The sequence below is a fragment of the Terriglobia bacterium genome, assembly GCA_032252755.1.
In the GTDB taxonomy this organism is placed as follows: domain Bacteria; phylum Acidobacteriota; class Terriglobia; order Terriglobales; family Acidobacteriaceae; genus JAVUPY01.
Map to the genome: position 1 here is coordinate 1 of JAVUPY010000058.1, position 12,510 is coordinate 12,510.

Sequence of the window (12,510 nt, forward strand, 5' to 3'; positions counted from 1 at the left end):
GGTACTGGGCCGCCCATCCGCCATCACATGGATTGTGCCCAGCGCCATGTAGGTCTTCCCCGCTCCGCATTCGGCCACGATCCGCGCTGCTTTGGCCCTGCGCAGATACTTCGCTGTGCCGGTGATGGCGAGCGCCTGAGCAGGGAGCGCTTTCCGCAGAAGCGACGCAATCGGGAGCGCAACGGGATCCTTCGTGCTCTGTAATGGCGGATAGGTTTCGAGAATCCGGGAGCCAAGCTCCGTGGCGTGCGTGCGGAGATAGGAATACACATCGGTATCCATCGGGTGATGACCTCGCGGAAAAGGAGTGATCTCTTCAACTGAAAATGGTCGATTGGTCGCCCTCCCGGTGCCTTACGATATTTGCAGCACTGGAGTTGAAGAAAGATGGTTCTTGAGATCGTCCGAAAGCTGACACCAGAGGAAGAGGAGCTTCTTCGCAAACGGGAGGAGTTGGCCTCCGTTCGAGCCGCAATGGCGGAACGCGAACTGGAACTAGCAGATTTTCGAGCTCAACTGAAAAGCTTTGAGGGTCGCTACCTGCGCCAAGTTGGAGTTCTTTACGCCGAAATGGACGACTTGGATGCTCGTGTTGCCGAGCTTGAGGCCTCGTTGGAGAGTTCCGATGCTGCTCGTCAACGTGCGGAGCGAGCCCGGAAGCGGGCGGACGATACCCACGAGGCAACCCACGGCGAAGCATCGAAGGCCGCGGATTTCAAGCCATCCGCGGACCTGAGAGCTCTCTTTCGCGAAGTTGCCAAGCGCATCCATCCCGATTTTGCCAAAGACGATGCCGAGCGGCAGCGCCGCACCCGCTTTATGGCTGAGGCGAATGAGGCATATAGTCGGGGCGACGCCGAGGCTCTCCAGCGCATTCTTGATGAATACAGCGAGTCGAGCGAATCCGTCCAGGGCGAAGGTATCGGAGCCGAACTCATACGGATCATCCGCCAGCTTGCCGAAGCGAAAAAGCACATCGCCACAATCGAGCAGGAGTTGGCCACGCTACGCGCCAGCGAGATCGCGAAATTGAGGAAAGATGTGGAAGCGGCCGAGCAGCAGGGTCGAGACCTGCTAGCCGAACTGGCAGCGACGGTTCGAGAACAAGTCGCACGCGCAAGAAGGGAATACGAGGCTCTCGCCAAGGAGGCAAAGAAGAGTGGCCGAAGAATCTGAACTCCAGCATATTCCCCGAACAGTTGACACGCTCGTCCTTTCAGATGCTCGCTCAAGCCTCATTGCGCGTGGCGGTAATGATGCGAAGGCCATCATGGCGCGTAAGCCAGAGCCATCCTTGAGAGCAAAGGTCAAGATGAACGGAAAATGGGGACTTATAGACAAGACCGGGAGATTCGTAGTCGAGCCTTTCTGCTATGAGATTCGCGACTCCTGCTGTGGGATGGCCGCATTCTCCGATGTTCCAGTTCAACACAGAACAATTCGCTACAACATGGGGCCAGGTAAGCCATGCGAATCAGTGAGCCGACAGTTCGGGGGATGCTGGGGCTTCGTTAATGGCAATTGGGAGATTGTCGTGCCAGCTAATTTCAAGGAGGCCCGAGATTTTAGCGAAGGCCTGGCAGCGGTGCTTCACAACGGCAAGTGGGGCTTCCTGACAAAAGAGGGGAGCTTCGCAATTGAACCTCAATTCGAGGAAGTAAACGACTTCCTTGGAGGAATGTGCCTCGTGAAGCTCGACGGTAGATACGGATTTATAGATTATGGTGGGAAGCTCATAGTCTTACCGCGCTTCAATCGTCTCAATGAATTCTCGGAAGGACTTGCATCCGCTGAAATCGACAAGAAATGGGGTTTCATAGATCGGACAGGTGAAATTGTGATTCATCCATATTTTGATTGGGCCTCTGACTTCCACGGGGGCATGGCGCGCGCGAAGTTGGGCGGCAAAGTTTGCTTAATCGACCCCAAAGGTTCTCTCATTTACCAGTGTAGCGACGTGGAGGAAAAACTCGGCGGTTTTGCCGACGATGTGGCACGTGTTTCAGGCAGATATCGGGCACCATTGTCGGGGTGTTCGCATGATCATCCTGGATGTATCGGGGTTTGCAACGACGATCCGTGCAGTTGCCCGCGAGCCAGTCTGGTATGCGAGTTGTGCTCCTGTGATTATGGATTCTATATCGACAGGGCCGGGACACCCATACCAATGCCAAAAGGCCTTGTAGGTTTTGGGGATTTCGCCGGCGGCCTCGCATTGGTTGGAGATCCGCACACTCGCTGGGAAGACAGTCATACGAGTTACCGGTTCGGATACATCAATGCTAAAGGGGAAGTCATAATTGCGCCTCAGTTTGATTCAGCCGAAGATTTCGCAGACGGAACAGCACGCGTATACACGGACCAAGAGGAGTGGAGGCTGATAGACAACGAGGGCAATTTCTTGGATGCTCCTGACTCAGACGAGCACCTCCATCGGATTCAAGGATTCACGGAGAAAATTGGAACAGAATGGGAAACAGAATTCGGCTTTGCGGATGTTCTGGGCGATGTAGTAATAGAGCCGATCTATTCGGACGAGGATTTCCGCGAAGGAATCGCGCGAGTGTATACAACACGGGGACAGTGGAGGTTAATCAATAAGTTGGGCATTTTCGTTGACACCCCTGAATCGGAGACGTCGCACAGTTCCAAGAATGACAACGGTATGGCGAAAGATGCACTTGTGAGGTTCAAATCAGATGGGCTGTATGGTTTTGCGGATCAGTTGGGGAACGTGGTGATTGAGCCAAGATTTACTTGGGTGGGGCGTTTTTCAAACGGCATGGCAATATTCTTCACAAAAGGAGACGCCGGCCATAAATACGGGTTTCTCGATCGGACAGGAACAATCGTTATTCCGCCGCAGTTCGAATATGCGGACAACTTCGAGGCCGTTAAGTGATAGGCGGCAATAGAGGAGGAACAGGATGAGGAATCGCACGACTCGTACAAATCGAGGAGGTACGAACCGATCTATATCGGGACTTAAGAAACTATGCGTAAATCCTGACTGTCAACGGGGCGTCCCTCTTGATCAAGTACAAAACATGATCGAGGTTTTTAAGGGGAAGATCGATCCAGGCCTCCTCAAGAAGGCACGGGCGAGAGATGATTCTGAACTGTTTGTCTGTTGTATCTGCGGCAATCTCTCACATGGGCGGACCAGCGGAGAAGGTGAACCCGTACCTATCACTCATTTGCGGCTTTTCCGTGATCCCAATAGTCGAACAGTCGTGTACTATCCAGCCTCCGACGCTCATGAACTGTTGCCATGAACGGTTCGGCCAGATGATCGGCCCATTCTTCTCTGGAAAACTTAGCGTCTTTGATTGCAAGCCCTCTCCGACCCACTCAAGCACTTCCTCAGTCGTCGCGGAGATCAGTACCGGTTGGCAACCGATGCCGTCGATCTCTTCGATCCTCTTTTTCCCCTCGACGATGCCCAGTGCGTGGTCAGCCCATGTTGGGTCGGCAGGCAGCCCGAGGAAGCTCACCAGCGTGGCCCACGCCTCTTCGCGCCGGTATCGCAATAGGATCGTCCGCCCCGCACTCCCATTGGTGTGGAGTTCCTGGGACACCGCCAGCAGGTGGCGGACAGGATGTTTCCGGCCCGGCAAAGTCACTGTCCCTTTATAGCAGGAGGCATGTTCGCCGAGCGTCACGTCCTTTACCGTACCGTCCGGAAAGGCCAAGTTGAAGGCGGCCTTCTCGTGAATGGCCGCCGTGATTGCGCCAACATCCGAGTCATTGCCGAACACGCTCAGAAGATGTGCCTGCCGATCTTCCCCGATATAGCGATCGACCCGCAGGCGAATTCGGGTTGATGCCTTTTCCGTGAAGCGCACGTACTCAAGCAGCCCGAACCGCAGGTGTGCATTCTCCATCGGCTTCGTCCTCCTTCTTCGCCGGTGTCTCGGTGAGCTTCAGCGTCCTCCCATCGGCGTAGACCAGGTACAGCTCATTGGCCCATCGCTCTCGATGATGGATGATCTCGGCGTCTCCGTCCTGTTCTACGAACGTCGTCACATGTTTGACCGAGCGCCATCGGGCTATGTGTCGGTCGTAACCCTGGCCGAAGACGCCGTTCAGGAGTCCCGCGGTACATAGGAGCCCGACATGGCCGCCATGCAGCGGTGTGATGGGCCGGCCAGTCGCAACGTCCTCATGCGGCATCAGTAGTGGCGCGGCCTGTTTCCATGCGCCCGATTGCGGTAGCAGGTCTTCCAACAAGTCGTAGGGAAGGCCGCGATAGCTCAGCTCCGCCTCTCCAGACGGAGGAATGGAATACGGCGGGCACGCGCCTGGCTGCAACTCAGTCAATCCCAGGAAGCTGCCGTACAGTCCAACGCTCAAGAGCTGCCGTTTATTGTTCTCAACGGCTGTTCCTCTGACGTCGCGCCGCAGGCCAAGCACCGCGATTTGCCGGTACTTGACCGATTCCTCATCTGTCATGCGAAGAACAGCGAGCTGGGTGAAGTGGGAAGCAAGGATGCCGGCGCAGTCATGCAGTCGCTCGAACGGGATCACCAGGATGAGAACGCCTTCCATCGCCAGCCAGCGGTAGGTATGTTCCAGGAACACGGCCTCCATTCTGCGATTTGCGATGGAGCCGATCTCCGAATCATATGGCGGATTCAGGTACAGGAGCGAGAAGGATTCGGGCCGCGCAATAGCGTCAAAGGAATTTCCCTGGATGGTCTCGATGCCGTTGGCGCTCGCGATCCGCGCGCGTTCGGCGTCGAGTTCGACGCCATAGCACCGAACCTGCGCGTCGCTCGTAACGAGTCGAAGCGCAGTTCCTTGTCCTACGCAGGGGTCGATCACAGAAGCCGGCCCAGTAAAGGAGAGCAGAGAGCGCAGCTTCACTCCCTCGGCCTCTGGTAATGGGTAGTAGCCCATTTTTAGGCGCGCGACATTCCGCATGAATACACCTCACCTCGTGAAATTTCTCATAATGTGACTTAAAGCATAACTTTGTTGTTTGGCAACGTTATGCTTTAAATGACCGTGATTTCCGGTTGTTTGTGTCTCAAATTGCTACCGCGGGCATCAGCGGAACTTTGCACCTTTCTTGAATAGCCCAAAAGTCGATTTTCCTCGCCTGATGGGGCTCTACACCAGGTTGTTCGCGCGGCAAAGTTATGCTTTAAGCTGCCAGACCGTTCCACCCCTGCCTTTTCGAAGAATGAATGATTTAGGCACGCGCATGCGGCGACATTATGCTTTCAATGCGGCAAAGATATGCTTTAAATGACACATAAAATGAGCCAACTAAGAGCTTCCAGCTCCAAGGATGGACGCGCGCGTTGGGCATTTCCCGTCAACCCAGGATCATGCCAAACAGAACGGCGAACACTGGCCGACATATGGGTAGTAATCGGGCTCGGTGAGCGCATCGATTTGCCGTAAATCGAGGATCGACTCTGTTACACTCTGATCCGTAACAGTAGACAACCAATAGCAAACTGGCTGCATGCGAAGGATGGGGAAGCGGCGATTCCCATTGCGCCCCATTGGCTTTGGGGTCAATCATGTCAGGTCGTATTCTCTCAGATCAAAATTGACCCAAACGGCCGACAAAGGCTTTCGCTACCATCGGTCTAAGGAGAAAAGCGGTCAGCCTCCTTGCTCTTCTGTCAGGCCCTGTGTTACAAGGGGGCGGTCTCAAATGAGTCTTCCCATTGAGCGCGTACGCATCGAGGCCCTGAGCAAGCTCGCGGTTGAGCGCGTCGGTGCGATTACAGATGCTGAAGAGAAAGTTCTGCAGGCCTCCGCTGCCAGACATAGAAATCCGCAAAAGTCCGAAAGACGACCTGAGGTACGGTCAGAATTTCTCCGTTGGCTTATTACAGATCGGGATGCTGCGAACTACATCGACCCGCTCGGCATTTTTGTTGCGAACGCTACAATCTCTTCTTCTCTCGAACTGCAGTTTTGCAGCGCCCCATGGCCTCTGATATTCGTGTCTTGCACATTTCTGGGAGATCTCCTGCTAGCATCGGCGGAGTTCCCGACCCTTTATGTCATCGACTGCAAAACCGATCACATGATTGAGGCAAATGGGCTGATTGCACCCGGCGGCGTATTTCTCAACAATCTCCAAGCCGGTGGGGAACTCCATTTTGAGGCCGCTCGAATAGGTAACCCTTTCAACTGCCAAGGTGCTAAGCTTTCGCTGACCGACGACGCACTGTTTGCGACAGAAGCAAGATTTGACAGCGTTTTCCTAAATAAGGGATTCTCCTGTGCGGGCAGGGTAATACTTCTTCGCGCTCAAATTGATGGTCACCTCTCGTGTTATGGGGCCTCAGTTTCCGTTATGACATGCGATTTGATGCAGGTAAAAGGCGACTTTACCTGGGTTGGAATTAAGGGAGTGAGCGTCCCGATGAAGGGAGTGAGCGTCCCAGCTCTCTCTCTTCGTGATGCTACCGTTGGGATGCTCCACGATGACCGAGCGAGTTGGCCATCAAAGGGCCGATTGCATTTGGTCGGATTCGAATACGGTGACCTAGTTTTGCATGAGCATCCGTCCGAAGGGGAGCTTGCAGAGGAATCGCTTCCACGCGAAATCGTGCTGAACGCCGATGACCGAATGGAGTGGTTACGACGCCAAAGCGATGTAGAGATCAACGAACCACAACCCTGGATGCAGTTGGCAAAAGTGTTAGAGGCGCACGGGAATGCCGCTGGTGCAGAAAACGTGATCTACGAGTTCCGGCGTCAGCAGGTTCACGCTGCTAGCCCATTAGTTCGTCTTACGACGCTACCGTTTGACCTTCTTGAGGAGCAGCCACTCGGAGTTTTATGGCCGATGGGGCTATCGTGGCTGATTGGCTCCTTGGTCTTTTGGCGCGCCCACCGCATGAAGGCAATGGCCCCAACTGACAAGGAGGCTTACGAAGAATTCAGGAAATCGAAGAAGGCTCCTACTACATATCCAACTTTCAACCCAGTAGTTTATGCGCTGGAAAACATCCTCCCGGTTGTCAAATTCGGTCATGATAATGCGTGGGGGCCCGATCCTCTCAAAACAGCTCAAACCAAATTTCCCGGTAGGCCGAAAATGCAATGGACGCGTTGGCTCCCTGGTCTAAACTACCGGTGGCTCGCAGTTTTTCGCTGGACACTTATCCTGTTTGGTTGGACGCTTGTGATCATTCTTATAGCCGCCATCAACAGAAGTTTTCGGAATTGATGTTAGATATCTGGGTCTCCAGAGATTGGGTTGGAGTGATTGGAAATGTTGAGTCTCAGGGTGTCGCTTTTACGGCGAACACTGGCCGACGCAAGGACCTAAGTTGATTGAGCCAACTCGGAACTTGATGATCCGAATGCCATTCGTTCATACTCGCCAACAGCAATAGAGAGGGCTCTTATGTCTGATCGCTCCGAACTGATCAACAGGCTTCTGCGTATCTGGGACTTCAGTGAAGAAGGTCGCCAATACCTTGAGTGGCTGCTCCAGCCCGAGGCCGAGAATCTCGATGGCGGCGCTGTCCTTCGGGAGGCGGTTCTCGATGTGATGGAGGATGACGAGCAGCTGATTGAACTGCGACGCCAGAAGCAGGAAATCGGCCTTCAGGAAATACTTTCGGCCCTCTCCCTTGAGGAGCGCACAGAGATTCAGAAATTGACAGATGACATCAATGCGTCTCTTCGTCGACAAACAGAATGCTGGAGACTCCTGGCACACGAGTCGCGTGAGATTAGGCATAGGCTTAATTGGGATAGGCTCGACGCGCTGAAGCTTATATCCAAGATGATCGACTCCCATCCTGCCGATGAACTCACCTCATTCCTTGAAGATCATGAGATTGCCCGGGAGGTAGCCTCAGCGGTCACCGCTCTTCGACGCACCCGCACTGAGAAAGTAGATGTCGAAGCGCTGTGGAAAGTCCACTCATCCGAGAATCCATGGACGGAGATGGTGCAAAGCATTGCCGACGATCCGGGGGAAAGCTGGTTCGACGACTATCGCGAAAAGCTTGATCGCTACTATGCTCAGGAGGCAGTAAAGAAACTGGACGGCGTGATCGATCGCGCAGCAGCTCTTACGCCGGTGAATCTCGACGTCAAGGACCACATCGTGACTCAGCTGTTTCAAGAAGCACACGATGTATTTCTGCAGGGGTTCGATGCCGCTGCCATCGCGCTTTGCAGAAGCTTGGTCGAGCATGCTCTCAAGGACAAGCTCTCCACAAGCGGTCGGCAGGGACTCGCGGAACTGATCAAGTTAGCCGATAAGAATAAGCTACTAAGCAACCAGTCCATAAAAGATGTGGGGAATGTGCAAAAGGCTGGGAACAAGATCATGCACGACGTGGCAAATCTTCAGCACACGGCGCAATTGGTCCTTGATTGCACGCGAGGCGTTTTGAATGAGCTTTACGCAGTGGCTGCGACACCATAAGTGGCCGATCAGGAAAGATAGGCGATGTGAACGATAATCGGTAAGCCTAGGTTAGATACCGGAAAACGCCCATGTCGCCGGGAGGGGTTCTCGGTTCACGCCTCAATCGCCAACTAACAGATCGAGGCTTGCAGCGGCTTGTGCGCTATGCGGCCATGGCAAGAGCTGGCATCGGACCTGGGTTCCACGGCTCTGGGATCAAAGGAGCCATTCGGACGATCCTCTCCGACCCGCAAAGACCGCACCGCTGCCGGGTTGAGGACGAGACCATCTCGCAGTTGCCGCAGTAGACGGCCTTCTCGATGGGAATCGATACGAGATCGGGCTCAGTTCGAATCATCCGTACGTTGCACATAGAATCTCCGAACCTCCTCCCTGGTCTCGTTGCGGCCAGGCGGCCGGCTACGCAACCTGCTGGCCGCTGATGGACTCGAGTTCCTCGATCAATTGCTTCAATGCCGCCAGGCTGGGAAGACAGGTGGTCGTAGAGAACTTTAGTTTGTCCATGGCTGCGATGAACCTGGCGTCTCCGTCAGCCTCGACCAGCCCATGTAGCCGCTCAACCCCCCGTGCCGCTCCCCGCATCCACTCGACGACATTCTTCTGCCGCTCGGCATTCGGGATCGTCCGAGCATCCTTACTGTGGCCCGCCCGCCGTAGGATTTCCTCATAGATGTCCACTCCCAGCGTGCTGCGGAAGCCCTCAATCTCGGCCGTCAGCCTGTGATCAACGGGGCCGCGCACATCAACGGATTGGCCGCTTATCGGCTGCATGGTCACTCCGGGCGGAAGTGCCCACGCTGGAAGCGCAGGAAGCGCAAGCGGTTCGCCACGCCCGTTCAAGTTCACCCAGGTTTCGCCGACGGCATAGAGGTAGCGGCCTAGGCCAAAGCAACTACAAGCGCGTTTGAACGCCTGTGCATCTGCGGCAGTCACTGCGTTTTCCCGGTCTGCCCACTCTTCGCCGGTGCCGGTGTGGCTGCCGAGACGATGGATGGTCACGGCGGTTGCGATCAACACTTTGCTCGTCACCACAACCTTGCCCCGATCCACGCGGGTCAAAGACGGCACCGCGCTAAGGCTGTATTCGCGAGTCCATCCGGCCGGGGTAAAGAGTTGGTTGAGCCGGTCTGAGTACGCTCGAGGATCGGCGAATGGAAGGATCACTCCCGAGCGTCCATCGTTCGATGTGCGCATGACACGCCATTTGATCTGCGCCGGATCGAACGGCACTTCGAGTTGGGCGAAGAGCCTCTCTCGATCTGCATCAGTGAACTTCGTTGTTGCCATGACTCAACTCCTCCGGTGTGGAATCTTCATGCGCGTCGACTTTGCTTGCTAATAAGGAACCTCACACCGCTCGATCTCGTGCTCGTCGCTGAATTCCTGCGCCACGAATCCGTTCCCGTCGGCTTGGTGTTCCGGCTCGCTCACGCTGTTCGTACCCGGCACCCGCGACAGCAGGCTGAGCTCGTGCACAACGACTTCTGTGCGGAATTTCTGGTGTCCCGTTTCTCGATCCGCCCAGGAGCGTGTGCGAAGCTCACCCTCGACGAAGATTCGCGAACCTTTCCTCACGTAGTCGCGAAGGATCTCGCCGATCCTTTGATAGCCAACCAGGTTGTGCCACTCGGTGCGCTCTTGCCACTCTCCGCGATTGTCCTTGTAACGGTTGCTGGTGGCGAGCGATATATTAACGAGAGTGCCGCTGGGCAGAATGTGGGCCTCCGGATCTTTGCCGGCATGGCCCAGAAGAATGACTTTATTGATGCACTTACCCATGCTCTTCTCCTCCATAAACGATCGGAACGGGCCGTCGATGGTCCGTTTGTTCACATGTCTATGCAGCTTGCTTCATGCGAATTGGCTGGCCAAGAGCCACGCGAATCTCATCCTTCGAGCAACCGGCCCAGCACTTGTAGAAGCGCGCATCCTTGATCTGGATTGAAAGGTTGTCGCCAGTGCGGTCGCGCCCAACCTGTGCGCAGGATGGGCACCGTGCCCACCAGTTGCGGCTGTCACTGCGGGTGGTGCGGACGTGTTCAAGGATTCGGAACTCGCACTGTCCAGCCGTCAATGAGATTGGAATGTGCAGAGCGGCGACGACTGGCTGATACGCTTCAGGGAACCTCATTCCATGAATAAGTGCCTTGAGCCTGTCCTCAGTGAGTTTTGGCAGTCCATTGAGATAGTCAAGCTGCGTTTCTGGTCGTGGCTCGCCTGCACGGAACCAGTAGCGGAGGTTTGTCTTGCGATGTACGCCCAGCGGAGCGCGGAGCGCGCTGCCGTACTCTTCCTTTTCAAGGCGGTCCTGACGCGGAAACACCTCGATTCCGTCTTTGAGGCCGCCGCCTTTGACGGGGACTTTGAGCCGAGCGGCCACGTTGTAGATGTAGATCCGGCACTCCGCGGCCAGTAACGGAGAAGCCCCAAAGATCCAGAGGTGCCCCCCGCGCCGTGAGTCTTCAAGCGCCGCTTGGACACCATCGTGCATCAGTTCAGTTTGCAACTGATTCAGCGACTGCATTGCGCCCTCAAAGTCTGCGTCGACGGCAATCCATTTTGAGCGTTGAGTTTCCGGGTTGATCGCAAACAGATTGATGGTGATGTCTCCGTTCAAGTGCAAACGCAAGACATCCAGGTCGAGTGATTTCGGAACCTTTGTCCGCCAATCACGGGCAAGATAGTACGGGACGGAACCGTTTGGCAGGGGTTTGGTCGCTTGCTTCCCATAGGCAAGCCGGTTCACGAACAAGCGCATGAAGTCGGTCGCCGTATCCCGGCTTACAGAGAACTTTCGATACATGCGGCGACCTCCTTTGATTTCTTTGCGCTGGCACCGCGGCTCGATCACATTTCGGGGATATTCGCTTAGCCCTGCGTGTATTCAGTGACGGAGTTTCGTTTGTCGGAAAGGCTGACCCGCACCTTACGGGTGACGTGCGCAGCCTTGGCGATGACAAAGGTGAAGAGCGTGGCTAGAAAACGGCCGAGTCGCTGGAGACGCTGGGCAAATGTGATGCGCAGGCCTTTCAGCGTTGCCAGGTCGGTCACCTTCTGCTCCGGCTTGCGGATGGCCAGATAGAGACCGCCGGTCAGCACAACGACGACGACAAGCAACAGGAATCCCAAGATCGGTTTCATTGTGTATTGCTCCTCGAAGGCAATTACGCGGCAAAGTGATTCTTTGCCGGCTGTTTGGGCGTCCGCATCAGTTCCCAGGCAGACATCCCGAAGAACAGAATCATGAAGACGGCCATGAAAAAGTAGGCGAGCCTTATGACGAAGAGGTAAATCAGGCCCAGGACAGCGAGCAGTGTGAGCTTGGTCATGCGGTTCCTTTCAGCACGTTTCGGATGTTCTTCTTCTTGGCGCGCATCATGCGCAAGGGCAGGTATGCCCAGAGCATGAAGATGTTCAGGACGGTATTGCCGAGGGCAAAGAGGACGGCGTTCGGGGAAAGGATGCCGTGGATACTGAAATTGACTGCCTCCAGACCCAGCAGGCTGATGCCTTTGTTCCTGTTGATCCAGTCGAGGCTCAACTCCTTGCGCCTGGTGGTCATCAAGCGCTTGAGCCACGGCACCTTATCGGATTTCAGGAATGCACCCCAGGCAAAGATGCCAAGGCCGGCGCCAGCGACAAGGTTGCCGCTGTTTGACGGTGTGATGACCATGAATCTTGCTCCTTCGGATGTGTGGGGTTCTTCCTCTGGCGTCGCCGCAGCGATGCACTCGTGCAAGGAGAACAGAGCACTGTGGTTGGGGTTAGAGGATGAGCCTCACTTCCGAGCGGATGGACTTCCGCCTGGGCCAGCTTCTCTGAATGCCAAGGAGGATCAGATGCTCGATGGCCTTGGTATTGGCAGCCCAGCGAATGAAGTTCACCAGATGCTCGACGACGAACGCCTGCGACTTCGTCGGTGTGCCCGCAGCCTTGCGGAGCTGCTCATCAATGAGTGGCAGGCGTGTTCGAGTGCGGCTTCCGTAGATAAGAAGCTCTCGAGTCTTCCCTCGATCACGGACTTTACCCGCGATTAGGGCGGACCAGAATCCTGCCTCAAACGAGGGCAGGAGCCAGAGTAGCCATGGCGCCAT

14 protein-coding genes are annotated in these 12,510 nt (G+C 55.4%); 4 read left to right on the forward strand and 10 right to left on the reverse strand.

All coding sequences use genetic code 11. From position 1 onward, the window contains the following. On the reverse strand, window positions 1–282 hold a 282-nt coding region (locus tag ROO76_13610), incomplete at its 3' end, for a hypothetical protein (GenBank protein ID MDT8069197.1). Between the two features lie 105 nt (window positions 283–387). On the opposite strand from ROO76_13610, the gene ROO76_13615 reads away from it, so the two are divergent. Beyond that, window positions 388–1,176 (forward strand): hypothetical protein, encoded by a 789-nt coding sequence (locus ROO76_13615; protein MDT8069198.1) that lies wholly within the window; start codon window positions 388–390, stop codon window positions 1,174–1,176. Beyond that, the gene (locus ROO76_13620) at window positions 1,160–2,902 is read left to right on the forward strand and encodes a WG repeat-containing protein (protein ID MDT8069199.1); all 1,743 of its coding nucleotides are present in this window, start codon (window positions 1,160–1,162) and stop codon (window positions 2,900–2,902) included. Before ROO76_13615 ends, ROO76_13620 begins: the two co-directional genes overlap by 17 nt. A gap of 247 nt (window positions 2,903–3,149) precedes the next feature. Here ROO76_13620 and ROO76_13625 read toward each other — a convergent pair whose 3' ends face one another. Together ROO76_13625 and ROO76_13630 are read right to left on the reverse strand one after the other, a co-directional pair. Further along, window positions 3,150–3,884 carry a hypothetical protein gene (locus tag ROO76_13625; GenBank protein ID MDT8069200.1) on the reverse strand — a complete coding sequence of 245 codons (735 nt, stop codon included), beginning with the start codon at window positions 3,882–3,884 and terminating at the stop codon, window positions 3,150–3,152. Further along, the gene (locus ROO76_13630; GenBank protein MDT8069201.1) at window positions 3,850–4,923 is read right to left on the reverse strand and encodes a DUF6094 domain-containing protein; all 1,074 of its coding nucleotides are present in this window, start codon (window positions 4,921–4,923) and stop codon (window positions 3,850–3,852) included. The genes ROO76_13625 and ROO76_13630 overlap by 35 nt, the downstream gene beginning before the upstream one ends. Window positions 4,924–5,668: 745 nt before the next feature. On the opposite strand from ROO76_13630, the gene ROO76_13635 reads away from it, so the two are divergent. Together ROO76_13635 and ROO76_13640 are read left to right on the forward strand one after the other, a co-directional pair. Beyond that, window positions 5,669–7,198 carry a hypothetical protein gene (locus tag ROO76_13635; protein MDT8069202.1) on the forward strand — a complete coding sequence of 510 codons (1,530 nt, stop codon included), beginning with the start codon at window positions 5,669–5,671 and terminating at the stop codon, window positions 7,196–7,198. A 180-nt stretch (window positions 7,199–7,378) separates the two neighbouring features. Beyond that, a complete protein-coding gene (locus ROO76_13640; protein ID MDT8069203.1) occupies window positions 7,379–8,413 on the forward strand; it encodes a hypothetical protein in 1,035 nt (344 codons plus the stop codon). Between the two features lie 402 nt (window positions 8,414–8,815). Here the strand turns inward: ROO76_13640 and ROO76_13645 are convergent, their stop codons facing one another. The 7 genes from ROO76_13645 to ROO76_13675 all read right to left on the reverse strand — a co-directional run. Further along, window positions 8,816–9,703, reverse strand: a complete 888-nt coding sequence (locus tag ROO76_13645; GenBank protein ID MDT8069204.1) for a Rad52/Rad22 family DNA repair protein — start codon at window positions 9,701–9,703, stop codon at window positions 8,816–8,818. A 48-nt stretch (window positions 9,704–9,751) separates the two neighbouring features. Further along, window positions 9,752–10,195 carry a single-stranded DNA-binding protein gene (ssb, locus tag ROO76_13650; GenBank protein MDT8069205.1) on the reverse strand — a complete coding sequence of 148 codons (444 nt, stop codon included), beginning with the start codon at window positions 10,193–10,195 and terminating at the stop codon, window positions 9,752–9,754. Window positions 10,196–10,253: 58 nt separating this feature from the next. Next, a complete protein-coding gene (locus tag ROO76_13655; GenBank protein MDT8069206.1) occupies window positions 10,254–11,219 on the reverse strand; it encodes a hypothetical protein in 966 nt (321 codons plus the stop codon). A gap of 65 nt (window positions 11,220–11,284) precedes the next feature. Further along, entirely contained in the window at window positions 11,285–11,557 is a 273-nt protein-coding gene (locus tag ROO76_13660) for a hypothetical protein (protein MDT8069207.1), read from the reverse strand. Window positions 11,558–11,580: 23 nt separating this feature from the next. Next, the gene (locus ROO76_13665; GenBank protein ID MDT8069208.1) at window positions 11,581–11,745 is read right to left on the reverse strand and encodes a hypothetical protein; all 165 of its coding nucleotides are present in this window, start codon (window positions 11,743–11,745) and stop codon (window positions 11,581–11,583) included. Next, window positions 11,742–12,089, reverse strand: coding sequence for a hypothetical protein (locus ROO76_13670; GenBank protein MDT8069209.1), 348 nt, complete (start codon window positions 12,087–12,089; stop codon window positions 11,742–11,744). Before ROO76_13670 ends, ROO76_13665 begins: the two co-directional genes overlap by 4 nt. A gap of 91 nt (window positions 12,090–12,180) precedes the next feature. Continuing rightward, the coding region (locus ROO76_13675; protein MDT8069210.1) for a hypothetical protein at window positions 12,181–12,510 on the reverse strand (330 nt) is incomplete at its 5' end.